Here is a 24,183-nt window from a genome sequence, read left to right as displayed (position 1 = left end):
CGGCGTACTGGACCGCCCGGTCGAGCCGGGCGATGACGGCTCAGGGCAGGGCGGCAGCGCGTGTTTCGGGCTCACTGCACCTGATACTTCGCGACCGCGTTCTCGTTCCACGCGAGCCCAAGACCCGGCCCGCGTGCCGTGACCTTGCCGTCCACCACCTGCAGCGGCTCGGCCAGAATGACGCCGGCGAAGTCCAGCACCTCCAGCCAGTGCGCCGTCGGCGTCACCGCCAGCACATGCGCGCTCGCCTCGGGCAGGATGTGGCTCGACATCGGGATCGAGGCTGCGTCGGCTTGCCCTGCGACGTTGAGCCAGCCGGTGATGCCGCCGACCTTCATCAGGTCGGGCATGATGAAGTCGGAGGCGCCGGCCGCGATCGCCTCGGCAAAGCCGCGCGGAAACCACCAGTTCTCGCCGGCCTGGATCGGGATCTCCGAGCGCTCGCGCACCCGGGCATGGCCGGAGAGGTTTTCCTGCGGCACCGGCTCCTCGATCCAGGTCAGGTCGTAGGCAGCAAGGCGCGTGATTCTGCACGTGGCTTCCGTCGGATCGAGCGACTGGTTGAAGTCGAGCATCAGCGCCATGTCCGGACCGAGCAGGGCGCGCAGGCCCTTGATCATCGCTTCGTCGGTCGCGAGATCGCCATGACCGCCCTTGGTCTTGATGGCGCGGAAACCGTGCTCGTCGCGCGCGGCGCGCAAGGTGCGCTCGTCGTCCTTGGCATCGAGCACGCCATAGCTGTCATAGGCCGGAATTGGTCGCGCGGTGCCGCCGAGCAGCTCGACCACGGGCTTGCCCGCGAGCTGACCGAGCGCATCCCAGAACGCCATGTCGAGGCCCGAGACGGCCATGCCGACGAGACCCTGCCAGCCGAGCAGGCGGAATTTGGCGTCCATGAGTTTCATCAGGTCGAACGGGACCAGCGCTTGGCCTTTGAGCTCGCGGCCGATCTCCTCGACCAGATGCAGCAGCGGTTTCAAGGCGAGCCTGGTGTAAGCGAACAGGTAGGAATGGCCGGTAACCCCCTGATCGGTTGCGACGTCGATCAGCACCAGCGGTCCAGAGTCGATGATGCCGAACGCGTTGCGCAAGGGGCGCTTCATGGGCGTGATCACGGCGCGTGCCGTGACCCCGGTGATGGCGGCAGTGGTCATGGGGACTGTTCCCTCAGGTTCGTTCCTCACCGGATCTCATACCACCGCAGCAGGCGCGGCGCCGCCCAGTTGGTCGCCGTGCTCTCGACCAGGAATCGGCCTGATTGCTCGGCAAGGAATGCAATGCGCTGGGTCTGGCCGGCCTCCAGCGCCAGCGTGTCGAGCCAATAGGGCTTCCAGCCATCGTCGAGCCGGTCGAGCAACCGGAACGGCTGGCCATGAAGGTGGACCACATGGGTGCCGGCGCTCTTGTTTGCCAATGCCAGCACGACCGCTTGGCCGGCCTTGGCCTGGAAGGTGGGGGCGCCGGCGGCGTTGAACGCGGCGGGCGGTTGCCAGCCGGCGCCGTCGAGCGTGAGCTCGGCCCGAGCGGCGGTCCTCAGGTCCAGCTTGTCCGGCAAACCGTTCGAAGGCAAAGGCGGCGCCGGCGGCAACGGGGCGGCACGGAGCGGCGGCTCGCTCGACGCCACCAGCCGCGCGAGGGGACGCGCATTGCTGCCGTCGTGCAGCAGCATGGCCAGCGTTGTCTTGGCGGCGGGCATGTCGAGGAAGACGTCGGTGCGGCCGCCGGGCGGCAGCACCACCGCGCCGTTTCGAGCCAGGAAAGGCTCGGCCGGCTGGCCGTCGATGGCCATCACGCGGACGGCGTCGAGGTCGGCGATTTTGATCGCGATCACAGCGCGTTGACAGCCATTGATGAACCTCAACCTGACCCGCGCATGGGTTCGCAGCGCGATCTCCGGCTGGATGTGCCCATTGACGGTGTAAAGGGGGTCGGCGTCTCTCGCCTCGGTTCGTGGCGCAACCGCGGTTCCGTCCGCCGCGAGCCTGAAGTCCTCGACCAGGAGAATTTCGTCGTGGTCGACAGTTACCGTCTCGGCTTCGTCGACGATGACAGGGAGCGGCCGGATCGGCACGGCGTCGGCGAGCAGCCGCAGGTCGAGCAGGCCGGTCCCGGCGCGCGACGCCAAGGCTGGAATGGTGGCCCGGCCGCCGGGGCCGATCTCCGCCTGCGCCAGCAGCGGTGCGGGCAAAGTGAGGCCGCGACTGGACAGCGCGGCCGGGATCGAAAGGCCATTCGAAAGGTCCAGATCGAGCGCCGTGCCGCGTGCGAGCCGGACCACCGGAACCGGTGCAGCCAGCCGCCATAGCGGGCTCGGTGAACGTCCCGGGCTCAGCGCGAGAGATTCGCCGCGAGCGTCCAAGGAAACCGAGATTCGGCCAGCGGCCGGAGCCGGGCGAGCAAACGAGGCCGCGCCGGCTGCGGCGAGGCCGCCGAGCAGGGCACGGCGGCTGAGCCCCTCGGACGGTTCCGTCATGCGACAAAACATCGTGCGATGAGGGGGATGCGGATCATGTTGTTTTCCCTTATCTGTGCGTGCGACACGGTCGATCGGCCTGCCGGTGGTGCTTTCGACAGCCCATTTTTTTGCTGCGGACGGTTTCGTGCGTGGTATAAGCCGCGCCGCCCGCGGCACCGCGGCCGGGCTATCGATGCAGTTCACGCGGGCGTGGCGGAACTGGTAGACGCGCTGGATTTAGGTTCCAGTGACGAAAGTTGTGGGGGTTCGAGTCCCTCCGCCCGCACCAAGCGCTTCTCCGGCGTTTGCCCCAAGTTTTACCGGCAGACCCGCCCTCTCGGACAGAGAAGCGGGGCCGCCGATCCCACCGACGCAAGGCCCTTTGCCGCGCGTCGTCCACAATTGAGTCAGATGTGTCCGGATCGCAAGGGTTCGGACCGAAGCGGAAGAAGATTGACGCCATGCAGGTCACAGAAACCTTGTCGGAAGGCTTGAAGCACGAGTTCCAGATCAGCGTTCCGGCGGCGGATCTCGACGCCAAGGCGGATGCCAAGCTGGTCGATCTCAAGGACAAGGTCCGCATCAACGGCTTCCGCCCCGGCAAGGTGCCGGTGGCGCATCTGAAGAAGATCTATGGCAAGTCGGTCATGGCCGAGACCATCGACCAGACCATCCGCGACACTAACACGCAGATCTTCACCGAGCGCGGGTTCCGCCTCGCCACCGAGCCGAAGGTGACGATGCCGACGGAGGAGGCCGAGGTCGAGAAGATCCTCGCTGGCCAGTCCGACCTGACCTACACCGTGGCCGTCGAGGTCGTGCCGGCGATTGCGCTCGCCGACTTCAAGACCTTCTCGGTCGAGAAGCCCGTGGCCGACATCACCGACGCCGATGTCGACGAGGCGATCAAGCGCCTGGCCGATGCCAACCGCAGCTACGCCGCGAAGGCCGAGGGCGCGAAGGCCGAGAGCGGCGACCGGGTGAAGATCAACTTCAAGGGCACGATCGATGGCGTCGCCTTCGAGGGCGGCACCGGTGAGGGCATCGATGTCGTGATCGGCTCGAACACCTTCATTCCCGGCTTCGAGGACCAACTGATCGGGATCGGCGTCGGTGAGACCCGCACGCTCAAGGTGACGTTCCCGACCAACTATCTCAACAACGAGCTCGCGGGGAAGGCCGCGGAGTTCGAGACCACGGCGACCGCGGTCGAGGCTCCGGAGGACAAGGTGGTGGACGATGAGTTCGCCAAGACGCTCGGCCTCGAGTCGCTCGACAAGCTGAAGCAGCTGATGCGCGACCGCCTCGCCGGCGAGTTCAGCCAGGCGACCCGCCAGCGTGTCAAGCGCGCGCTGCTCGACCGTCTCGACGAGACCCACAAGTTCGATGCGCCGCCGTCGCTGATCGACGAGGAGTTCAACCTGATGTGGAACTCGGTCAAGGCCGAGATGGACTCCAGCGGCAAGACCTTCGCCGACGAGAACACCACCGAGGACAAGGCGAAGGACGAGTACCGCACCATCGCCGACCGCCGCGTCCGTCTCGGCCTCGTGCTGTCGGAGATCGGCGAGAAGAACAAGATCACCGTGACCGACGACGAGGTCGGCCGCGCCGTGATGGAGCGCGCGCGCTCGATGCCGGGCCGCGAGAAGGAGGTCTGGGACTTCTATCGCAACAACCCGCAGGCGCTCGCGCAGCTGCGCGCGCCGATCTACGAGGACAAGGTCGTCGACTTCATCCTCGAGCTCGCCAACGTGACCGAGAAGAAGGTCTCCAAGGACGAGCTGTTCAAGGACGACGACAGCGACAAGGCGGCCTGAACAGGTCGCCCATCGTAGGGTTCGCGACATAAGCGCGTGATTAAGGTTGACCGGCGAAAGCGCCGGTCGGCCCGGTTCAGGCGCTGGCCGCCGCCGCGGGAATCAGCTTGAACAGCGCAACGACCTTGCTCGCGGCTGGCCAGGGGACCCGGTCTTGTCACCGGCGAATTGGTCCATATCTGTGAGCTCGGTCTTGAAGTTCTGCATCACGGGACACCTGTCCGTCGCTGCTCGTTGAAATGAGCCTCACCTGCGGCGGCCGGTCGTCTCAACTGCTGGTCCAACCCTTGGGTGATTCATGCGCGATCCCGTCGAAACCTATATGAACCTTGTGCCCATGGTGGTCGAACAGACCAACCGCGGTGAGCGCGCCTACGACATCTTCTCACGCCTCCTGAAGGAGCGCATCATCTTCGTGACCGGTCCGGTGGAGGACGGCATGGCGACCCTGATCGTCGCGCAGCTCCTGTTCCTCGAGGCCGAGAACCCGAAGAAGGAAATCGCGATGTACATCAACTCGCCCGGTGGCGTGGTGACGTCGGGCCTCGCGATCTACGACACGATGCAGTTCATCCGTCCGGCGGTGTCGACGCTGTGCACCGGCCAGGCGGCTTCGATGGGCTCGCTGCTGCTCTGTGCCGGCCACAAGGACATGCGCTTCTCGCTGCCGAACTCGCGCATCATGGTGCATCAGCCGTCCGGCGGGTTCCAGGGCCAGGCGACCGACATCATGCTGCACGCCCAGGAGATCCTGAACCTGAAGAAGCGGCTGAACGAGATCTACGTCAAGCACACCGGCCAGTCTTACAAGGCGATCGAGGACGCCCTGGAGCGCGACAAATTCCTCACGGCGGAAGCGGCCCAGGAGTTCGGCCTGATCGACAAGGTTCTCGACAAGCGGCCGGAGGATCCGGCGGCGATGGGCAAGTGAGCCGTCCGTGATCGAGGCGGGGTCCGATTGACGGGCCTCGGAACGCAACAGCATCGCCTTTGCCGGCTCGGGCCGGCAAAGGTACCAAGGTGGGGTCCCAAAAGGGCCGCAACCCTGCCGTGCGGCCGGCAAATAGGCGTGGCAAACACGCAACGCTTCGCTGATTTCGCGTGTTCTTACCGTGTCAAGCCCCAAAATCACGGTAATGTCACGGTCTAGGGTCTGTGCTTCGATTAGCGAATTCTTGATAGTCGGATGACAGCATGATTGGCTAGAGTGTCCAGTTATGGATCGTGGGGGATTCGCGTAGGTCGTCGGTGCACGACGGGTGAAGAACAAGGTGTTAATTTTGGTACGAAATTTGCTCTTTCACCAGTCTGGTCCGGCCCGTGCCGGATCGGAACGAACGAGCGGACAAGAGCGAACCGCGGACGGAGACAGGAATGAGTAAGGTCGGCACGAGCGACTCGAAGAACACGCTATATTGCTCGTTCTGCGGCAAGAGCCAGCACGAAGTCCGCAAACTGATCGCAGGTCCAACCGTCTTCATCTGCGACGAGTGCGTCGAACTCTGCATGGACATCATCCGCGAGGAGAACAAGTCCTCGCTGGTGAAGTCGCGCGACGGGATTCCGACCCCGAAGGAGATCTGCAAGGTCCTGGACGATTACGTCATCGGCCAGAACCATGCGAAGAAGGTGCTGTCGGTCGCCGTCCACAACCACTACAAGCGGCTGAACCATCAGACCAAGCACTCGGACGTCGAGCTCGCGAAGTCGAACATCCTGCTGATTGGTCCGACCGGCTCGGGCAAGACGTTGCTCGCCCAGACGCTCGCCCGCATCCTGGACGTGCCGTTCACGATGGCGGATGCGACGACCCTGACCGAGGCCGGCTATGTCGGTGAGGACGTCGAGAACATCATCCTGAAGCTCTTGCAGGCGGCCGACTACAATGTCGAGCGCGCGCAGCGTGGCATTGTCTACATCGACGAGATCGACAAGATCAGTCGCAAGTCGGACAATCCGTCGATCACCCGCGATGTGTCGGGCGAGGGCGTCCAGCAGGCGCTGCTCAAGATCATGGAGGGCACGGTTGCGTCGGTTCCGCCGCAGGGCGGCCGCAAGCACCCGCAGCAGGAGTTCCTCCAGGTCGACACCACCAACATCCTCTTCATCTGCGGTGGTGCGTTCTCCGGACTGGAGAAGATCATCTCGGCGCGCGGCCGGTCGACCTCGATCGGCTTCGCCGCCCAGGTTCTGGCGCCGGAAGACCGCCGTACCGGCGAGATCTTCCGTCACGTCGAGCCTGAGGATCTCCTGAAGTACGGCCTGATCCCCGAGTTCGTCGGCCGTCTGCCGGTCGTGGCGACGCTCGAGGATCTCGACGAGAACTCGCTGAAGAAGATCCTGACCGAGCCCAAGAACGCGCTGGTGAAGCAGTATCAGCGGCTGTTCGAGATGGAGAACATCGAGCTCACCTTCGCCGACGAGGCGCTGGGCGCAGTGGCGCGCAAGGCCATCGAACGCAAGACCGGCGCGCGTGGCCTGCGGTCGATCCTCGAGAGCATCCTGCTCGAGACGATGTTCGACCTGCCGGGTCTCGAGGGCGTCGAGGAAGTGGTCATCTCGCGCGAAGTGGTCGAGGGCACGGCCCGTCCGCTCTACATCTACGCCGATCGGTCCGATCGTGCGGTGGAAAGCAGCGCCAGCGCGTGAGGCGCGCTGGCACGAGAGACAGAAGACCTCGATTTGTTAGATCGGCGATCGCTGCGGACATCATGTCCGCGGCATCGCAGCGTTTCAGCGTCCCGCCGCGTAGAGCCATTTTTGGCGGGTGTTTACCGATACTTGACACCCCCCGGGTCGATAGCCACCTAATGTCGCGTGGCGATACAAATCTCAATCCCGGGATTCGCCTCAACAAACGATCCGAAACAAGCGGGCGATATCGACGCGTCAGTGATGTCCGGATCAGATCGCACCTTGTGGCGGTTGCGCACGATGGCGGACTGCGTGCAAGGGGGCTAAACAAAAGGAACAGGCCATGACGACCCCCAAACCCCGGCCGACCATCGTCTACGGCGAGAGCCACGCGTATCCGGTTCTGCCGCTCCGCGACATCGTCGTCTTCCCGCACAACATCGTTCCGCTGTTCGTCGGCCGCGAGAAATCGATCCGCGCGCTCGAAGAGGTGATGAAGAACGACGCGCTGGTGATGCTGGCGACGCAGAAGAACGCGTCCGACGATGATCCAGCTGCGGATGCTATCTACGAGACCGGGACGCTCGCCAGCGTGCTGCAACTCCTCAAGCTGCCCGACGGCACCGTGAAGGTGCTGGTCGAGGGTCTGGAGCGCGCGCGCGTCGAGAAGTACACCGATCGTGCCGACTACTACGAAGCCACTGCCGTTGCGCTCGAGGATACCGATGCGAAGTCGGTCGAGGCCGAAGCGCTCGGGCGGTCCGTCGTGTCGGACTTCGAAAGCTACGTGAAGCTGAATAAGAAGATCTCCGCCGAAGTCGTCGGCGTCGTTCAGTCGATCACCGATTTCGGCAAGCTGGCCGACACCGTCGCCTCGCATCTCGCCGTCAAGATCGCCGATCGCCAGGGCATCCTGGAGACGCTGTCCGTCACCACGCGCCTGGAGAAGGTGCTGGGCCTGATGGAGAGCGAGATCTCGGTGCTGCAGGTCGAGAAGCGCATCCGCTCGCGCGTCAAGCGCCAGATGGAGAAGACCCAGCGCGAGTACTACCTGAATGAGCAGATGAAGGCCATTCAGAAGGAGCTGGGTGACGAGGACGGCCGCGACGAGCTCGCCGATCTGGAAGAGCGCATCAACAAGACCAAGCTCTCCAAGGAAGCACGAGAGAAGGCGCAGCACGAGCTGAAGAAGCTGCGCCAGATGTCGCCGATGTCTGCGGAAGCGACCGTCGTGCGCAACTATCTGGATTGGCTGCTGTCGATCCCGTGGAACAAGAAGTCCAAGGTGAAGAAGGATCTGGAGGCCGCGCAGGCGGTTCTGGATGCGGATCACTATGGGCTGGAGAAGGTCAAGGATCGCATCGTCGAGTATCTGGCGGTGCAGTCGCGCGCCAACAAGCTGACCGGCCCGATCCTGTGCCTGGTCGGACCTCCCGGCGTCGGCAAGACCTCGCTCGGCAAGTCGATCGCGAAGGCCACCGGCCGCGAGTTCGTTCGCGTGTCGCTGGGCGGCGTGCGCGACGAGGCGGAGATCCGCGGTCATCGCCGGACCTATATCGGTTCGATGCCCGGCAAGATCATCCAGTCGATGCGCAAGGCCAAGACCTCGAACCCGCTCTTCCTGTTGGACGAGATCGACAAGATGGGCTCGGACTTCCGGGGTGACCCGTCGTCGGCGCTGCTGGAGGTTCTGGACCCCGAGCAGAACACGACGTTCAACGACCACTATCTGGAGGTCGACTACGACCTGTCGAACGTGATGTTCATCACGACCGCGAATACGCTGAATATTCCCGGCCCGCTGATGGACCGCATGGAGATCATCCGCATCGCGGGCTACACCGAGACCGAAAAGCTCGAGATCGCCCGCAAGCATCTGATCCCGTCCGCGCTGTCGAAGCACGGCCTGGATTCGAAGGAGTGGTCGATCGACGACGACGCGCTGCTGCTCGTGATCCGGCGCTACACCCGCGAGGCGGGCGTGCGTAACCTGGAGCGTGAGATTTCCACACTGGCCCGCAAGGCCGTGAAGGAGCTCATGATGTCCAAGAAGAAGTCGGTGAAGGTCACCGAGAAGGCCGTCGAGGAATTCTTGGGTGTGCCGAAGTATCGCTTCGGTGAGATCGAGAGCGACGATCAGGTCGGTATCGTGACGGGCCTGGCCTGGACCGATGTCGGTGGCGAGCTGCTGACGATCGAAGGCGTCATGATGCCCGGCAAGGGTAAGATGACGGTGACGGGCAATCTGCGCGACGTCATGAAGGAGTCGATCTCGGCGGCGGCGTCCTACGTCCGCTCGCGGGCGATCGTCTACGGCATCGAGCCGCCGATGTTCGACCGCCGCGACATCCACGTCCACGTTCCGGAGGGGGCGACCCCGAAGGACGGTCCGTCGGCGGGCGTCGCGATGGCAACCGCAATCATCTCGGTCATGACGGGCATTCCGATCCGCCACGACGTCGCGATGACCGGCGAGATCACCTTGCGTGGTCGCGTGCTGCCGATCGGCGGTCTGAAGGAGAAGCTCTTGGCCGCTGCCCGCGGCGGCATCAAGACGGTGCTGATCCCCGAGGACAACGCCAAGGATCTCACGGAGATCTCCGATGCGATCAAGGGCGGCATGGACATCATCCCGGTGTCCCGTCTCGACGACGTCGTCGCCCGGGCCCTGGTCCGCAAGCCGGTGCCGATCGTCTGGGAAGAGGACACCAAGGTGCCAGTGAAGGCCGATGGCGACGAAGCCGCCGGCGGCCTGACCGCCCACTGAGGACTGAACTGATCCAAGGAAACGGCGCCCGTCAGGGCGCCGTTTTCGTTGGGAGATCGAACCACCGACCCTTCGAGCGTGCGTGGTCTGCCCCCACCGTTCCCGCTGCGGCGGTTTCTCGCTGCCGCCGCGTGGTTCCGGCGTTGATTGAGGATCGGGCAGGGGGTAAAGAAGCGCGACGTGAGGGCGGCTAGCTCAGCTGGTTAGAGCATCTCGTTTACACCGAGAGGGTCGGGAGTTCGAATCTCTCGCCGCCTACCATTAGCATCCGCTGGGACGCACCCTCGCAATGGTGACGCTGCTATTGTCGTGCGCGTCGATTTTCCAAGCTGATGGCGATGCTCTCCAGAAGCGCGTTTGTGCGTCGGGTTTCATCGATTTGCTGCTCTCGTAAAGCTGAGCCACCTTGCCATCGAGCCTCGGCGGCTGAGCCAAACCCACGTCCCGATCACGATGATGGCGCCGCCGAGTGCTCAATTCGGACAGGGGTTTAAAATCCTTTGCGACGGCTGGTGCGAAGCGCCCGGACGATTTCGCGTGGCGATGAACCGTTCTTCGGCTAGCTTGGCGCGCGGAGTGAAACATCGCGGGCGAACCGATGACCGACTTCCTGCGCCACTGCACCGGCGGACATGAGCGTGCCATTCCGGCGGGCACCATGCTGCTCGAGGAGGGGCATAGCACCGGGCATCTCTACATCCTGCTCGAGGGGCGGCTGGAGGTGATCAAGGCCGGCGCCACGGTGGCGGTCGTGTCGGAGCCGGGCGCGCTGTTCGGTGAAATGTCGCTGCTGCTTGAGCAGCCTCACACGGCGACCGTGCGCGCCGCCGCGGATTGCCTGATCTACGAAATTCCCGACGCTCGGCGCTTCCTGGCTGAAAATCCCGAGGCGACGCTCGCGATTGCGCGCATGCTGGCGCAGCGCCTGAACGTCGCCAACAGCTATCTCGCCGACCTGAAGCGGCAATATGCCGGCCATGGCACCCATCTTTCGATGGTCGGCGAGGTGCTGCAGAGCATGATCAACCTGCCGCCGCAGCAGGTTTCGCCAGGAACGGATCTGGAATCCGATCCACGACTCTGAGCCAGTCCGGCGCCGCCGTTACGGGTTGCGCCGGGCGTTGCAGCGGGCCGGCGAGATCGATCCATTCGGCTTGCCCGGCCGCCAACCAGAAGGCGCGCCCTTCATCGGTGTCGAGCACCATGTAGGTCGGCGGTCGCCCGGGCTGCCGTCCGGTGTTGAACACCCAAGTCTCACCGACGCGATCGAACCAGGACCCGTCCTTGATGAACGGCGACTGGTGGACGTGGCCGGAGATCACCATCGCCGGGCGGTGCCGCGCGATGAAGCCTTCGAGCTCGGTGTCGCCGAAGAAGCGCTTGCCGCCCCAGCTCACCGGCGAGTTGGCCGGCGGCGCATGATGCACCCAGATCCAGCGGGCTGCGTCGCGCGTCGCGGCGGCATCGAGCTGGCGTCCGATCGCGGCCTTGACCAGCGGACCGTCCCACCATGGGCAAAGCGAGAACAGCGTATCGCCGATCAGGACGTCATCGCCGTCGGCCGCGATGCCGAGCTCGCGGACCGTCCCGATCCAGGCCGCGATCTTCTCGCCATCCGGGCTGCGCTCCTCCAGGTCATGATTGCCCGAGCAGATCATGACCCGCGTCTTGGCCGCCAGGAGCACGAGATATGTCTTCACGACCACGATCTGGGCGCGAATGTCGACGATCGAGGCGAGATCGAGCGCATCGCCGGCGAACACCACCGCATCAAAATGATCGGCAGCCGCCACCAGCCAGTCGAACTGCGGCAGCGAGTAATGAAGATCGGCAACGATGAGAGTGCGCATGTGGCTCCTGACGCGCCTGATCGAAGCAAGAGCGAGACCAGAACCAGCGAGACCAGAGGCTGTCCCGCTATTGCATTGCGCTGCTGCGCTCGCCAGCAGGTCCGCGCGCATCTATCGATCCCTCGCCCGCGGCGGTATGATGGGGCCGTTTTTCAGCCGCAGCTGCCAATTGCGAGTGTCCCATGTCTCGTCGTCCGCGACCGCCCATGACTGTTTCCTTCGTCCGCACCGGCGAGCGCCGCTACGCGGTGCGCGCGACGCTCGGTGATGGACGCACCCTCGAAATGAGCCCGGCGCCTGGCTTCGATCCCTGGATGCCGCATGATCTGCAACACTTCATCGTCGAAAAGCATCTCGGGATTGACGGCGCCGTGTTCGGGCGGCTCGCGGCCGGCGGCACGGCCGGGACTTTTCATTTGGTCCCGCATGCGACCTCGTCCCGCGAGGCCGCGCGGCTGCGTCGCAGGCATGAGACCAGGGACCAGCGCCTGATGCCGGAACGCAGCGAGGACTATGCCCGCTCCGAGCGCGCCACCTATGTGTGCTGGCAGGACTGGCTGCAGCAGGCTGACGATCCGGCGCTGCGGGCGCGCGGGGCCGAGATGGCACCGTCGGCGCGCAGCCTGCTAAATGGGATGTCAGCGGAGGAGCGCGCGGCCTACACGCCGATGCGGCGCGACGCCATCCGACAGGAGTTCGCGCGGCTGAGCCGACGTTGGAGCGCTCTCGCCGTCGGCGAAAGTCTCTCCGAACCGTGGTCAGAACCGGCCCACTTTCTTCCTCGAGCGCATCGCGGCCTCGTGCCTTGACAGGACAGGCGGCTGCATGCGCCATGCCGGCTCTTGCGATGACCTCAATCAGACAGGGCACATCATGCAATTGCCGGCAGGGGACGAGCGCAACGCCGACCAGATCGCCTATTGGAACGGGCCGGGCGGCCAGCGCTGGTCCGATCGCCAGGAGGCGCAGGACATCCTGCTCGCACCGGTGTCGCAGATCCTGATCGACCGCATCGCGGCCAAGCCGGGTGATCGTGTGCTCGATATCGGCTGCGGTTGTGGCGGCCTGTCGATCGCGCTGGCCGGGCAGGTGGCGCCTGGCGGGCATGTGCTCGGGGTCGACATTTCCGCCCCAATGCTGGAGCGGGCGCGCGCGGTGGCGCCGGCCGGGCTTCCCGCCGAGTTCGTGCTGGCCGACGCGACCGTGCATCCGTTCGCGCCGGCGAGCTTCGATCTGCTGGTGTCGCGGTTCGGCGTGATGTTCTTCGCCGATCCGGTGGCGTCGTTCGCCAACATCCGCCGCGCGCTGAAGCCGGGCGGCCGGGTCGTATTCGCCTGCTGGCGCGAGCCGAAGGCCAATCCCTGGATGATCGCGCCATTGCAGGCGGTCTATCGCCACGTCCCGAAGCTGCCGGAGATGGCGCCCGACGATCCCGGTCCGTTTGCCTTCGCATCGGAAGCGCGGGTGACGCGCATCCTGGGCGAGGCCGGCTTCAGCGACGTCGCGCTGGAGGCACATGCGCTGTCGCTCGACGTCGCGATCGGCAAGGGGCTCGATGCGGCCGTACAATCGGCCTTCGAGATCGGCCCCGCCAGCCGCGCGCTGGAGGGGCATCCCCAGGAGACGCGCGATGCGGCGCGGCAGTCGGTCCGCGAGCTGCTGACGCAGTATGTACGCGGCGACAGCGTGACGCTCGCCGGCTCGATCTGGCTGGTGACGGCGCGCGCCTGACGGCGCTCAGGACTGCTCTTCCCAGATCATCGCCAGATGGACGATGGTCTGCACCGCCTTCTCCATGTCCTGGACGCTGACCCATTCGAGACGCGAGTGGAAGGCATGCTCGCCGGCGAAGATGTTGGGGCAGGGCAGGCCCATGAACGACAGCCGCGAACCATCGGTCCCGCCGCGGATCGATGTCCTGACCGGCGTCAGGCCGGCGCGGCGGATCGCCTCCTCGGCATAGGTCACGATCTCCGGATGCAGATCGATGACCTCCTTCATGTTGCGGTATTGCTGCCGAACCTCCATCCGGTAGCTCGAGCGCGGATAGTCCTTCAGGACGTCCCTGACGATGTCCTCGAGCAGCGCTTCCTTCTGCCGCAAGCCCTGCTCGCTGAAATCGCGCACGATGAAATCGAGCCGCGCCTGTTCGAGCGCGCCGGAGATCCCGACCGGATGCAGGAAGCCTTCCTTGCCCTCCGTCGTTTCCGGCGAGCAGCTATCCTTCGGGAGCCGCTCGATGATCGCAGATGCGATCTTGATGGCATGCTCCATCTTGCCCTTGGCAAAGCCGGGATGGGCGCTGACACCGTTGATGAGGATGGTGGCACCGTCGGCGGCAAAGGTCTCGTCCTCGATGTTGCCTGCGGTCTCGCCATCCATCGTGTAGCCGAAATGGGCGCCGAGCTTCTTCAGGTCGACCCGGTCGACGCCGCGGCCGATCTCCTCGTCCGGCGTGAATAGGATCTTGATGGTGCCGTGCTTGATCTGCGGATGGCTGATCAGGAACTGCGCCGCGTCCATGATCTCGGCGATGCCGGCCTTGTTGTCGGCCCCCAGCAGCGTGGTACCGTCCGTGGTGACGATGTCGTTGCCGATCTGGTCCCTCAACGCCGGATGCTCGGCCGCACGGATGATCTGGCTCGGGTCCTTAGGCAGCACGATGTCGCCGCCCTGGTAGTTGCGCACGATCTGCGGCTTCACGTCGGCTCCGGAGCAGTCGGGCGACGTGTCCATGTGCGAGCAGAAGCAGATCACCGGCACGGCCTTGTCGGTGGTGGCCGGGATGGTCGCATAGACGTAGCCGTGGTCGTCCAGATGGGCGTCCGAGAGGCCCATCGCCTGCAGCTCGGCTGCGAGCAACCGGCCGAGATTCTTCTGTTTGAGCGTCGAAGGGCAGGTCGGCGATGTCGGGTCCGACTGGGTGTCGATCACGACATAACGGAGCAGACGCTCGGTGACGGAGTGGGTGTAGCTGCGAAGCGGATCGGACATGTGCACCACAAGGACAGGAGAGGGAACAATATGTTACCGTATGCATCGGTATATTAATATATCAGTTATTGCATGCCAGATACCAGGGTTCATCAGGCTATCAGTGGTTCCCCCGACCAAAGCGCATCCGCCGGCTCCTTTGCTGCGGAAGACGTCGCGACCCGCTGTGATCGGTACCGCCCGCCGGCGGCTGAATTGCGCGCTCCTGCGCGCATGGGACCTAAAGGATACCCAGTCCGGCGATTCGAAACTCATCTTCCTTTGCGGTCGTGCCGTTGCGGTCCCGAAGAAAAAAGACGGATCATCGACTTGGCCCATCATCATGCGCGATTTACGGCGGATGCCCGACGCCACTCAGAGAGACCGCGCTCCGGCGTCCTCGATTGACCGCTCATCAAGGACTTCGCACAGCTATCGGTTCATTGTCCTTGACTTCGAAACATCGCCCCTTTAAGTCGCACTCCTCCGCGGATTTCGCGATCACGCGGGAGTAGCTCAGTTGGTTAGAGCGCCGGCCTGTCACGCCGGAGGTCGCGGGTTCGAGCCCCGTCTCTCGCGCCATGTTTTCAATGGCTTAGCTTTCGATTTGATCCTTTGGCCGCCGCAAGCCGTGCGACCGCGTGATCTCTCCCCGGCCACCACCTGACGCTTCGCCGAACTGCAGGCGCTCCGTCGCTAATCTTTCCGATCGGGCACGAAAAAGGCCACCCAGCGGGTGGCCTGCGACCGCTGTCAGCAGCGGACCGACGGCTCAGCGCACCATCGAGTCGCTGGAACTCGTCACGGTCACAGGCTTGCCGGCCTTCACGACGTGCGATGCCGTCTGGCTGTAGTCCACATTGGCGCGGGTCGCGATACCGAAAGCGGTTACCGCGATGCCTGCGATCAGGGCAACGACGACGATCTTCATGTGAGTCGATCGGTCTGCGGAATGCAGCGAGTGGTTCATGTCAGCCTCCCGGCGTCTCAGAGCGCCACTTTGTTGCCTGGACATGTACCTCCGCTTTGTTTCGATCCGGTTTCTTCGTTTCCTCAAAATGGTTTCATCGGTTGCAGTCGGCGCGCCGGCAATCGGGAGTATGCGGCCGGAGCCCATGATCGGCACCCATGCCGGCATCGGCGGTGACCGCGGCCGCGCCGGCCGCCGCAGGTGATCTTGATCCGGCGGCCCTTCGTGACCATCTGACGTGATAACGGACGCCTATCGGGTGACGGTCCAGTCGCCTTGCTTGGATCGCTCGATCGAACGCTGATCCGCATCCCTCTCCGACCCCGCCCAGCCTGCGCACGGCGGCGTGCGCGCTCGCGATCGCTGATCACCTCAGCATCCCGCGCCGGTCCGTGCGACACCGTAATGCTGCGGGTCTGCAATGCGGCTCCTGCACGCGTCATCCGTGGCGCCGTGGCTCGGTGTGTCCAGGTTTCCGCAATGTGGGGAGGGATGACACCGGCGAGACGGCTTGTCTTGCGCGGCTTGGTGCGCTGCGCTAAGGCTTCGACCAATTCCAATGCAACGAATCTGCGGTTTGCACCGAAACCGCAGAGGAAAGTGGCGCCGATGACCGGCATCCTCCAGAACTATCTCCCCCTCGTCGTGTTCATAGGTGTCGCAGCCATCATCGGGGTGGTTCTGCTGATCGCGCCCTTCCTGGTCGCCTACCAGCAGCCCGATCCCGAGAAGCTCTCCGCGTACGAATGCGGCTTCAATGCGTTCGACGACGCGCGCATGAAGTTCGACGTCCGCTTCTATCTGGTGGCCATCCTTTTCATCATCTTCGACCTCGAAGTCGCCTTCCTGTTCCCCTGGGCAGTGGCATTCGGCAAGCTCGGCGCGGCCGGCTTCTGGTCGATGCTGGTGTTCCTGGCCGTGCTGACGGTCGGGTTTGCCTACGAATGGAAGAAAGGCGCGCTTGAATGGGATTGAGCCCGACCACGTCCTCGACCGGTCCGGTGATCGCACCGGCCCCGAAGGGCATTCTCGATCCCGCGACCGGCAGGCCGATCGGTGCCAACGACCCGTATTTCCTCGAGGTCAGGCACGAGCTGTCGGACAAGGGATTCTTCGTTGCCACCGCTGACGATCTCATCACCTGGGCCCGCACCGGCTCCCTGATGTGGATGACGTTCGGCCTGGCCTGCTGCGCCGTCGAGATGATGCAGGTCTCGATGCCGCGCTACGACGTCGAGCGCTTCGGCTTCGCGCCGCGCGCCTCGCCGCGCCAGTCGGACGTGATGATCGTCGCCGGCACCCTGACCAACAAGATGGCGCCGGCGCTGCGCAAGGTCTACGACCAGATGCCGGAGCCGCGCTACGTCATCTCGATGGGGTCGTGCGCCAATGGCGGCGGCTACTATCACTATTCCTATTCGGTGGTCCGCGGCTGCGACCGCATCGTTCCCATTGATATCTATGTGCCCGGCTGTCCGCCGACCGCGGAAGCGCTGCTGTACGGTGTTCTGCTGCTGCAGAAGAAGATCCGGCGCACCGGCACCATCGAACGCTGAAGGTTTTTTCGTTATGGACGACGGCAGGCTCGACGCCCTTGGGCAGACGATCGTGAGCGCGCTTCCGGGCGCGGCGATCGGCCATTCGGTCGCTTTCAATCAGCTCACGGTGAGCGTGGAGCCGGGTCGGATCGTCGAGGTTGTGAAGTATCTGCGTGATGATCCGGCTCTCCGGTTCGTCAACATCACCGACATCACCGCGGTAGACTACCCGGAGCGCGCCAAGCGCTTCGACGTCGTCTACCATTTCCTGTCTCCGACCCTGAACGCACGCATCCGGCTCAAGGCCGAGGCCGACGAGACGACGCAGGTGCCGTCGCTGATCGACGTCTTCCCGGGGGCGGATTGGTTCGAGCGCGAGGCCTATGACCTCTACGGCGTGATCTTCGTCGGTCACCCCGACATGCGCCGCCTGCTGACGGATTACGGCTTCGACGGCCACCCGCTGCGCAAGGACTTCCCCACCACCGGCTTCGTCGAGGTGCGCTACGACGACCAGGAGAAGCGGGTGATCTACGAGCCTGTCAGGCTCAACCAGGAATTCCGCAAGTTCGATTTCCTGTCGCCCTGGGAAGGCGCGGACTATCCGCTGCCCGGCGACGAGAAAGCGACGAAGTGAGTGGGAGCGCGAGCATGAACGAGCAGAGCCCGGCACTCCGCAACTTCACGATCAACTTTGGCCCGCAGCATCCGGCGGCGCACGGTGTGCTGCGCCTTGTGCTGGAGCTGGACGGTGAGGTGGTCGAGCGCGTCGATCCGCATATCGGCCTTCTGCATCGCGGCACCGAGAAGCTGATCGAGACCAAGACCTACATGCAGGCGATGCCCTATTTCGATCGGCTCGACTACGTCGCGCCGATGAACCAGGAGCATGCCTTCTGCCTCGCCGCCGAGCGCCTGCTCGGCATCGAGGTGCCGCGCCGCGGCCAACTGATCCGCGTGCTCTACTCCGAGATCGGACGGCTGCTGTCGCATTTGCTCAACGTCACCACCCAGGCGATGGACGTCGGCGCGCTGACCCCGCCGCTGTGGGGCTTCGAGGAGCGCGAGAAGCTGATGGTGTTCTATGAGCGGGCCTCCGGCTCGCGCATGCACGCCAACTACTTCCGCATCGGTGGCGTCCACCAGGACCTGCCGCCGAAGCTGATCGACGACATCGACGCATTCTGCGATCCGTTCCTGAAGGTGGTCGACGATCTCGACCGGCTTCTCACCGGCAACCGCATCTTCAAGCAGCGTAACGTCGACATCGGCGTCGTGACCCTGAAGCAGGCCTGGGAGTGGGGCTTCTCCGGCGTGATGGTGCGCGGCTCGGGCGCGGCCTGGGACCTGCGCAAGTCGCAGCCCTACGATGTCTATGCCGAGATGGAGTTCGACGTTCCGATCGGCAAGAACGGCGACTGCTACGACCGCTATCTGATCCGCATGGAAGAGATGCGCCAGTCGGTGCGTATCATGAAGCAGTGCATCCAGAAGCTGCGCGCACCGGACGGGCAGGGCCCGGTGATGATCACCGACAACAAGATCGCGCCGCCGCGCCGCGGTGAGATGAAGCGCTCGATGGAAGCGCTGATCCACCACTTCAAGCTCTATACCGAGGGCGTGCACGTCCCCGCGGGTGAGATCTATGCGGCGGTCGAGGCGCCGAAGGGCGAGTTCGGCGTCTATCTTGTCGCCGACGGCACCAACAAGCCCTACAAGTGCAAGATCCGCGCGCCGGGCTTCGCGCATCTGCAGGCGATGGATTTCATCTGCCGCGGCCATCTGCTCGCCGACGTCTCGGCCATTCTCGGCTCGCTCGACATCGTGTTCGGAGAGGTGGACCGCTGATGGGCCATGCGCCGATCCAGTTCGATCGTGCTTCCGGAGCGCTCGAAGGAGCGAACCTCTGGGAGCGCACGGCTGCATTGGCGTTGTCGACCGGCTCGAAGATTTCCTCGCATTTCTCGCATCGCGGCTACAATCGCTGCGCCAACCTGCTGCGCTTGGCGCTGCCCGAGCGCGACATCGCGGTGAAGCTCAACCCGGACGCCGTGTTCGAGTTCCCCTATGGCGACGGCTACTGGAGCAAGCTTCTCAACCGCGACTATCACTATGAGGACGAGCTCGAGCTCCTGTTCCTCGGCACTGTCGATGTCGACTACACCTTCATCGATGGCGGGGCCAATTACGGCTACTGGTCGGTGCTGGTGTCGAGCACGCCCTACGGCTCGCACAAGGCGATCGCGATCGAGCCGTCCTCGGCGAACTTCGCCAAGCTTGCGAACAATGCGCAGATCAACGGCGGCCGCTTCGAAGTGATGAAGTGCGCCATCGGCGAACGCCGCGGCGTCGCGCATCTCACCGGTACCAAGCACGAGGCCTTCAGTATCGCCGGCGACAGCGCTGGCGGTGAGCAGGTGCCGGTGATGGCGCTGGATGACCTCATCGACGACGGCAACGTCGCCGCTTCCGGCAAGTACCTGATCAAGCTCGACGTCGAGGGCGTCGAGATCGAGGCGATCAAGGGTGGGGCGCGGCTGCTTGCGACCGACAGCATGGTCCTGTGCGAGGAGCACGGCCAGGATCGCAATCATACGGTGTCGCGCTACATCCTCGATGAAACGCCGATGCAACTGATGGTCTACGACCCCGCGAGCGGCCGCTTCGAGATCGTGACCGAGCTGTCGATCCTCGACCGCATCAAGGCGTCCGCTCACGTCGGCTATAACGTGTTCGGAACTGCAAGTGCCTTCTGGCAGAATCGCGTCGCAGCGCTCAATGCAAGTGCCGCGCGCCGCATGCAATGAAAGACTGAAGAGCCATGTCCGTCCGCCGTCTTGCCCCGAAGGAAGTCCAGCCCGCGAGCTTTGCGTTCACGGAGGAAAACCTCGCCTTCGCCAAGGCTCAGATCGCGAAATACCCGGAAGGCCGGCAGGCCTCGGCGGTGATCGCGATCCTGTGGCGCGCCCAGGAGCAGAACGAGGGCTGGGTGTCCGAAGCTGCGATCCGCGTCGTCGCCGACATGCTAGGCATGCCCTACATCCGCGTGCTCGAGGTCGCGACTTTCTACACCATGTTCCAGCTGCAGCCGGTCGGCAAGAAGGCCCACGTCCAGGTCTGCGGCACGACGCCATGCCGGCTGCGCGGCGCCGAGGAGCTGATCGAGGTCTGCAAGCACCGTATTCATCACGACCCCTTCCATCTGTCGAAGGATGGCGACTTCAGCTGGGAAGAGGTCGAGTGCCTGGGCGCCTGCGTGAATGCGCCGATGGTGCAGGTCTGGAAGGACACGTATGAGGACCTGACGCCGGAGAGCTTCGGCAAGGTGCTCGACGGCTTCGCGACCGGCAACCTGCCGACGCCTGGTCCGCAGAACGGCCGCCAGTTCTCGGCGCCCGCCGGCGGTCCGACCACGTTGAAGGAAAAGACATGAGCCGCAAGCGCACCCGCGTTGCGGCCCTGAGCCAAGAGGGCGCCGCGATGAAGAACTGGCGCTACGTGGCGCTGCATACGCTCGCGGCCGCCGCTTTCATTTTCGTGCTGCAGCGGTTCGCGCTCAACGCGACGCTGGAGTCCAGTCTGCTGTGGGCGCTGGTGTTCGGCGGCTGCGCCGCCTTCATCGCCACCATGCAGTCGAACCGCTGACATCCGAGGAAGCCGTCTGATCATGCTCGACGACAAGGACCGCATCTTCACCAACCTCTATGGCCTGCACGATTGGGGCCTTGAAGGCGCACGCCGGCGCGGCAGCTGGGACGGCACCAAGGCGCTGATCGAGAAGGGCCGCGACTGGATCATCAACGAGATGAAGGCGTCGGGCCTGCGCGGCCGCGGCGGCGCCGGCTTCCCGACCGGCCTGAAATGGTCGTTCATGCCGAAGGAATCGACCGACGGCCGGCCGAGCTATCTCGTGGTCAACGCCGACGAGTCCGAGCCCGGCACCTGCAAGGATCGCGAGATCATGCGGCATGATCCGCATCATCTCGTCGAGGGCTGTCTGCTCGCCAGCTTCGCGATGAATGCGCATGCCTGCTACATCTATGTGCGCGGCGAGTTCATCCGCGAGCGCGAGCGGCTGCAGGCGGCGATCGATCAGGCCTATGAGGCCAACCTGATCGGCAAGAACAACATCCATGGCTGGCCGTTCGATGTCTACGTCGCCCACGGCGCCGGCGCCTATATCTGCGGCGAGGAGACCGCGCTGCTGGAGAGCCTCGAGGGCAAGAAGGGCCAGCCGCGGCTGAAGCCGCCATTCCCGGCCAATGTCGGCCTCTATGGCTGCCCGACCACGGTCAACAACGTCGAGTCGATCGCGGTGGCGCCGACCATCCTGCGCCGCGGTGCGGCGTGGTTTGCCGGCATCGGCCGTCCGAACAATGTCGGCACAAAACTGTTCTGCATCTCCGGTCACGTCGAGCGGCCCTGCAACGTCGAAGAGGCGATGGGCATCCCGTTCCGCGAGCTGATCGAGAAGCATTGCGGCGGCATCCGTGGCGGCTGGGACAATCTGAAGGCGGTGATTCCGGGCGGCTCGTCGGTGCGCATGGTGCCGGCCGATCAGATCATCGACACGCCGATGGATTTCGACAGCCTGTCGAAGCTGCGCTCCGGCCTCGGCACCGCGGCCGTGATCGTGATGGACAAATCGACCGACCTGATCCGGGCGATCGCGCGCATCTCCTATTTCTACAAGCATGAGAGCTGCGGCCAGTGCACGCCGTGCCGCGAGGGCACCGGCTGGATGTGGCGCGTGCTGACCCGCATGGCCGAGGGCCGGGCGCACAAGCGCGAGATCGACATGCTGCTCGAGGTCACCAAGCAGATCGAAGGGCATACGATCTGCGCGCTCGGTGACGCCGCGGCGTGGCCGATCCAGGGCCTGATCACGCATTTCCGTCACGAGATCGAAGCGCGGATCGACCAGTATTCGCACAAGGCCGATGTCGACGACGTCGGCGTGCGCGATCCCGCGCACATGGTGGCGGCGGAGTAGGCGATGGCAGGCCAACCTGCCAGCAAGGTTTTCCTTCGCGCCTGTCGCGCCTTTCCGGTGCGCGACGGCGCGGTGGCTCGTGGTTTGAGAGAGATGTGAGGCAATGACCAAGATCATCATCGATGGCAAAGAGATCGATGTGCCGCCGGAGTACACGCTGCTGCAGGCGTGCGAGGCGGCAGGCGCCGAGATCCCGCGCTTCTGCTATCATGAGCGGCTGTCGATCGCCGGCAACTGCCGGATGTGCCTCGTCGAGGTGAAGGGCGGACCGAAACCGGTCGCGAGCTGCGCCTGGGGCGTGCGCGATTGCCGGCCGGGCCCGAAGGGCGAGCCGCCGGAAATTTCGACCCGGTCGCCGATGGTCAAGAAGGCACGCGAAGGCGTGATGGAATTCCTTCTGATCAACCATCCGCTCGACTGCCCGATCTGCGACCAGGGCGGCGAGTGCGACCTGCAAGACCAGGCGATGGGCTATGGTGTCGACACCAGCCGCTTCGCCGAGAACAAGCGCGCGGTCGAGGACAAGTATCTCGGCGCGCTGGTCAAGACCTCGATGAACCGCTGCATCCAGTGCACGCGCTGCGTCCGCTTCTCGGCGGAGGTCTGCGGCGTGCCGGAGATGGGCGCGATCGGCCGTGGCGAGGACATGGAGATCACGACCTATCTCGAGCAGGCGCTGAGCTCGGAGCTGCAGGGCAATCTGGTCGATATCTGCCCGGTCGGTGCGCTGACCTCGAAGCCCTACGCCTTCGCCGCACGCCCTTGGGAGCTCGGCAAGACGCAGTCGATCGACGTCATGGATGGGCTCGGCTCGGCGATCCGGGTCGACACCCGCGGCCGCGAGGTGATGCGCATCCTGCCGCGCATCAACGATGCCGTGAACGAGGAGTGGATCTCCGACAAGACGCGTCATGTCGTCGACGGCCTGCGCACGCAGCGGCTTGACCGTCCTTATGTTCGCGAGGATGGCAAGCTCCGCGCTGCATCCTGGCCGGAAGCGTTCAAGGCGATCGCGACCAAGCTGTCGCGCATCGATGGCAAGCGCGTCGGCGCCATCGCCGGCGATCTCGCCGCAGTCGAGGAGATGTACGCGCTCAAGGATCTGCTCGCCAAACTCGGCTCGACCAACGTCGCGGTGCAGGGCGGTGACAGCTTCGATGCCAAGCTCGGCCGTGCGTCCTACCTGTTCAATCCGACCATCGCCGGCATCGAGCAGGCCGACGCGATCCTGATCGTCGGTGCCAATCCGCGCAAGGAAGCGGCTGTGCTCAACGCCCGCATCCGCAAGCGTTGGCGCTCCGGTCAGCTCAAGGTCGGCGTCGTCGGTCCCAAGGCCGATCTGACCTATGCGTACGAGCACATCGGCGCTGGCACCGACTCCCTGAGCGACGTCGCTGCCGGCAAGCATTCGTTCGCGACCACCTTCCGTAACGCCAAGAACCCGATCGTGCTGGTCGGCGCCGGCGCCGCAGCGCGCCACGACGGTGCGGCGATCCTGTCGCTGGCCGCCAAGATCGCGATGGACGTCAACGCCGTGCGCGACGACTGGAACGGTTTTGCCGTGCTGCACAATACGGCATCGCGGGTCGGCGCCCTCGACATCGGCTTCAACGGCACCGGCCTCACGGCCGCGCAGATGACGACGTTCGGTACCATGGACGTGATGGTCCTGCTCGGCGCCGACGAGGTCGAGGTGCCCGAGGGCGTGTTCGTCGTCTACATCGGCACCCACGGCGACCGTGGCGCGCATCGCGCCGACGTGATCCTGCCGGGCGCAGCCTACACCGAGAAGTCCGGCCTCTACGTCAACACCGAGGGCCGGGTTCAGGTCGCCGGCCGCGCCTCGTTCCCGCCGGGCGAGGCGCGCGAGGACTGGGCGATCATCCGCGCGCTGTCCGACGTGCTCGGCAAGAAGCTTGGCTACGACTCGCTGGCCGCTCTGCGCGCTGCGATCATCAAGGCCGTGCCGCATCTTGGCCGCATCGACCAGATCGAGGCGGGCAAGATCGCCGACATCAAGACCCTGGCGGGCAAGGGCGGCAACCTCGAGAAGGCGCCGTTCAAGCCGCTGATCGACGACTTCTATCTCACCAACCCGATCGCGCGCGCATCGGCGGTCATGGCGGAATGCTCCCGCCTGGCTTCCGGGCAGATGCTGACGGCAGCGGAGTGAGCGTGACCTG

General features: G+C 64.7%; 21 protein-coding genes and 3 tRNA genes. 19 read left to right on the top strand and 5 right to left on the bottom strand.

What is annotated here, in order from left to right; genetic code table 11:
• Positions 1-71: 71 nt before the first annotated feature.
• Positions 72-1,154 (bottom strand): enolase C-terminal domain-like protein, encoded by a 1,083-nt coding sequence (locus QX126_RS07775; protein ID WP_315780260.1) that lies wholly within the window; start codon positions 1,152-1,154, stop codon positions 72-74.
• A gap of 26 nt (positions 1,155-1,180) precedes the next feature.
• Positions 1,181-2,473, bottom strand: coding sequence for a multicopper oxidase family protein (locus tag QX126_RS07770; RefSeq protein WP_315780258.1), 1,293 nt, complete (start codon positions 2,471-2,473; stop codon positions 1,181-1,183).
• A 186-nt stretch (positions 2,474-2,659) separates the two neighbouring features.
• On the opposite strand from QX126_RS07770, the gene QX126_RS07765 reads away from it, so the two are divergent.
• From QX126_RS07765 to QX126_RS07735, 7 genes are all read left to right on the top strand, one after another.
• Positions 2,660-2,744 (top strand) — tRNA-Leu (locus QX126_RS07765).
• 172 nt (positions 2,745-2,916) lie between these two features.
• On the top strand, positions 2,917-4,275 hold the full coding sequence (gene tig / locus QX126_RS07760) for a trigger factor (protein WP_315770864.1): 1,359 nt from the start codon (positions 2,917-2,919) through the stop codon (positions 4,273-4,275).
• Positions 4,276-4,573: 298 nt separating this feature from the next.
• Positions 4,574-5,206, top strand: coding sequence for an ATP-dependent Clp protease proteolytic subunit (locus tag QX126_RS07755; RefSeq protein WP_315738280.1), 633 nt, complete (start codon positions 4,574-4,576; stop codon positions 5,204-5,206).
• Positions 5,207-5,649: 443 nt separating this feature from the next.
• Positions 5,650-6,924 (top strand): ATP-dependent Clp protease ATP-binding subunit ClpX, encoded by a 1,275-nt coding sequence (gene clpX / locus QX126_RS07750; RefSeq protein ID WP_012044595.1) that lies wholly within the window; start codon positions 5,650-5,652, stop codon positions 6,922-6,924.
• Between the two features lie 328 nt (positions 6,925-7,252).
• On the top strand, positions 7,253-9,676 hold the full coding sequence (gene lon / locus QX126_RS07745) for an endopeptidase La (protein WP_315738279.1): 2,424 nt from the start codon (positions 7,253-7,255) through the stop codon (positions 9,674-9,676).
• A gap of 184 nt (positions 9,677-9,860) precedes the next feature.
• Positions 9,861-9,937: transfer RNA gene (locus tag QX126_RS07740), tRNA-Val, on the top strand.
• A gap of 337 nt (positions 9,938-10,274) precedes the next feature.
• The gene (locus QX126_RS07735) at positions 10,275-10,760 is read left to right on the top strand and encodes a cyclic nucleotide-binding domain-containing protein (RefSeq protein ID WP_315780256.1); all 486 of its coding nucleotides are present in this window, start codon (positions 10,275-10,277) and stop codon (positions 10,758-10,760) included.
• On the opposite strand, the gene QX126_RS07730 is transcribed toward QX126_RS07735, so the two are convergent.
• Positions 10,699-11,526 carry a metallophosphoesterase gene (locus QX126_RS07730; RefSeq protein WP_315780254.1) on the bottom strand — a complete coding sequence of 276 codons (828 nt, stop codon included), beginning with the start codon at positions 11,524-11,526 and terminating at the stop codon, positions 10,699-10,701. The two genes, QX126_RS07735 and QX126_RS07730, sit on opposite strands and share 62 nt — an antisense overlap.
• A gap of 206 nt (positions 11,527-11,732) precedes the next feature.
• Between QX126_RS07730 and QX126_RS07725 the strand changes: the two genes are divergently transcribed.
• Both QX126_RS07725 and QX126_RS07720 read left to right on the top strand, forming a co-directional pair.
• Entirely contained in the window at positions 11,733-12,335 is a 603-nt protein-coding gene (locus QX126_RS07725) for a hypothetical protein (protein ID WP_315780252.1), read from the top strand.
• A gap of 64 nt (positions 12,336-12,399) precedes the next feature.
• Positions 12,400-13,257 carry a class I SAM-dependent methyltransferase gene (locus QX126_RS07720; RefSeq protein ID WP_315738275.1) on the top strand — a complete coding sequence of 286 codons (858 nt, stop codon included), beginning with the start codon at positions 12,400-12,402 and terminating at the stop codon, positions 13,255-13,257.
• 6 nt (positions 13,258-13,263) lie between these two features.
• Here QX126_RS07720 and pepT read toward each other — a convergent pair whose 3' ends face one another.
• Positions 13,264-14,520, bottom strand: coding sequence for a peptidase T (gene pepT / locus QX126_RS07715; protein WP_315780250.1), 1,257 nt, complete (start codon positions 14,518-14,520; stop codon positions 13,264-13,266).
• Positions 14,521-15,004: 484 nt separating this feature from the next.
• Between pepT and QX126_RS07710 the strand changes: the two genes are divergently transcribed.
• Positions 15,005-15,081, top strand: a tRNA-Asp gene (locus QX126_RS07710).
• A gap of 190 nt (positions 15,082-15,271) precedes the next feature.
• On the opposite strand, the gene QX126_RS07705 is transcribed toward QX126_RS07710, so the two are convergent.
• Complete coding sequence (locus QX126_RS07705) at positions 15,272-15,469, bottom strand: hypothetical protein (protein ID WP_315780248.1); 198 nt, start codon at positions 15,467-15,469, stop codon at positions 15,272-15,274.
• A 609-nt stretch (positions 15,470-16,078) separates the two neighbouring features.
• Here QX126_RS07705 and QX126_RS07700 point away from each other — a divergent pair.
• The 9 genes from QX126_RS07700 (at position 16,079) to nuoG (ending at position 24,173) form a co-directional block, all read left to right on the top strand.
• On the top strand, positions 16,079-16,444 hold the full coding sequence (locus QX126_RS07700) for an NADH-quinone oxidoreductase subunit A (protein ID WP_008964559.1): 366 nt from the start codon (positions 16,079-16,081) through the stop codon (positions 16,442-16,444).
• Positions 16,441-17,025, top strand: coding sequence for a NuoB/complex I 20 kDa subunit family protein (locus tag QX126_RS07695; protein ID WP_284418856.1), 585 nt, complete (start codon positions 16,441-16,443; stop codon positions 17,023-17,025). Before QX126_RS07700 ends, QX126_RS07695 begins: the two co-directional genes overlap by 4 nt.
• A 13-nt stretch (positions 17,026-17,038) precedes the next feature.
• Positions 17,039-17,644, top strand: a complete 606-nt coding sequence (locus QX126_RS07690; RefSeq protein WP_315756759.1) for an NADH-quinone oxidoreductase subunit C — start codon at positions 17,039-17,041, stop codon at positions 17,642-17,644.
• A gap of 14 nt (positions 17,645-17,658) precedes the next feature.
• Positions 17,659-18,855, top strand: a complete 1,197-nt coding sequence (locus QX126_RS07685) for an NADH-quinone oxidoreductase subunit D (protein ID WP_315711546.1) — start codon at positions 17,659-17,661, stop codon at positions 18,853-18,855.
• Complete coding sequence (locus QX126_RS07680; RefSeq protein ID WP_315738271.1) at positions 18,855-19,814, top strand: FkbM family methyltransferase; 960 nt, start codon at positions 18,855-18,857, stop codon at positions 19,812-19,814. The genes QX126_RS07685 and QX126_RS07680 overlap by 1 nt, the downstream gene beginning before the upstream one ends.
• 14 nt (positions 19,815-19,828) lie before the next feature.
• Positions 19,829-20,440, top strand: coding sequence for an NADH-quinone oxidoreductase subunit NuoE (nuoE, locus tag QX126_RS07675; protein ID WP_172236403.1), 612 nt, complete (start codon positions 19,829-19,831; stop codon positions 20,438-20,440).
• On the top strand, positions 20,437-20,652 hold the full coding sequence (locus QX126_RS07670; RefSeq protein WP_315756756.1) for a hypothetical protein: 216 nt from the start codon (positions 20,437-20,439) through the stop codon (positions 20,650-20,652). Before nuoE ends, QX126_RS07670 begins: the two co-directional genes overlap by 4 nt.
• A gap of 22 nt (positions 20,653-20,674) precedes the next feature.
• Entirely contained in the window at positions 20,675-22,000 is a 1,326-nt protein-coding gene (gene nuoF / locus QX126_RS07665) for an NADH-quinone oxidoreductase subunit NuoF (protein WP_315738269.1), read from the top strand.
• Positions 22,001-22,103: 103 nt separating this feature from the next.
• A complete protein-coding gene (nuoG, locus tag QX126_RS07660; RefSeq protein ID WP_315780246.1) occupies positions 22,104-24,173 on the top strand; it encodes an NADH-quinone oxidoreductase subunit NuoG in 2,070 nt (689 codons plus the stop codon).
• The last annotated feature ends 10 nt before the right edge of the window (positions 24,174-24,183 follow it).

The organism is Bradyrhizobium sp. SZCCHNPS1003, from assembly GCF_032381555.1.
In the GTDB taxonomy this organism is placed as follows: domain Bacteria; phylum Pseudomonadota; class Alphaproteobacteria; order Rhizobiales; family Xanthobacteraceae; genus Bradyrhizobium.
This window is presented reverse-complemented; position numbering and strand designations above follow the sequence as displayed.

Coding starts and splice junctions, on each gene's coding strand:
- QX126_RS07670 (WP_315756756.1), top strand. CDS start 20,437: ATGAGCCGCAAGCGCACCCGCGTTGCGGCCCTGAGCCAAGAGGGCGCC.
- QX126_RS07725 (WP_315780252.1), top strand. CDS start 11,733: ATGACTGTTTCCTTCGTCCGCACCGGCGAGCGCCGCTACGCGGTGCGC.
- tig (WP_315770864.1), top strand. CDS start 2,917: ATGCAGGTCACAGAAACCTTGTCGGAAGGCTTGAAGCACGAGTTCCAG.
- clpX (WP_012044595.1), top strand. CDS start 5,650: ATGAGTAAGGTCGGCACGAGCGACTCGAAGAACACGCTATATTGCTCG.
- QX126_RS07680 (WP_315738271.1), top strand. CDS start 18,855: ATGGGCCATGCGCCGATCCAGTTCGATCGTGCTTCCGGAGCGCTCGAA.
- nuoF (WP_315738269.1), top strand. CDS start 20,675: ATGCTCGACGACAAGGACCGCATCTTCACCAACCTCTATGGCCTGCAC.
- QX126_RS07730 (WP_315780254.1), bottom strand. CDS start 11,526: ATGCGCACTCTCATCGTTGCCGATCTTCATTACTCGCTGCCGCAGTTC.
- QX126_RS07705 (WP_315780248.1), bottom strand. CDS start 15,469: ATGAACCACTCGCTGCATTCCGCAGACCGATCGACTCACATGAAGATC.
- lon (WP_315738279.1), top strand. CDS start 7,253: ATGACGACCCCCAAACCCCGGCCGACCATCGTCTACGGCGAGAGCCAC.
- nuoG (WP_315780246.1), top strand. CDS start 22,104: ATGACCAAGATCATCATCGATGGCAAAGAGATCGATGTGCCGCCGGAG.
- QX126_RS07720 (WP_315738275.1), top strand. CDS start 12,400: ATGCAATTGCCGGCAGGGGACGAGCGCAACGCCGACCAGATCGCCTAT.
- QX126_RS07690 (WP_315756759.1), top strand. CDS start 17,039: ATGGACGACGGCAGGCTCGACGCCCTTGGGCAGACGATCGTGAGCGCG.
- QX126_RS07685 (WP_315711546.1), top strand. CDS start 17,659: ATGAACGAGCAGAGCCCGGCACTCCGCAACTTCACGATCAACTTTGGC.
- QX126_RS07770 (WP_315780258.1), bottom strand. CDS start 2,473: ATGACGGAACCGTCCGAGGGGCTCAGCCGCCGTGCCCTGCTCGGCGGC.
- QX126_RS07755 (WP_315738280.1), top strand. CDS start 4,574: ATGCGCGATCCCGTCGAAACCTATATGAACCTTGTGCCCATGGTGGTC.
- QX126_RS07775 (WP_315780260.1), bottom strand. CDS start 1,154: ATGACCACTGCCGCCATCACCGGGGTCACGGCACGCGCCGTGATCACG.
- QX126_RS07735 (WP_315780256.1), top strand. CDS start 10,275: ATGACCGACTTCCTGCGCCACTGCACCGGCGGACATGAGCGTGCCATT.
- nuoE (WP_172236403.1), top strand. CDS start 19,829: ATGTCCGTCCGCCGTCTTGCCCCGAAGGAAGTCCAGCCCGCGAGCTTT.
- QX126_RS07700 (WP_008964559.1), top strand. CDS start 16,079: ATGACCGGCATCCTCCAGAACTATCTCCCCCTCGTCGTGTTCATAGGT.
- pepT (WP_315780250.1), bottom strand. CDS start 14,520: ATGTCCGATCCGCTTCGCAGCTACACCCACTCCGTCACCGAGCGTCTG.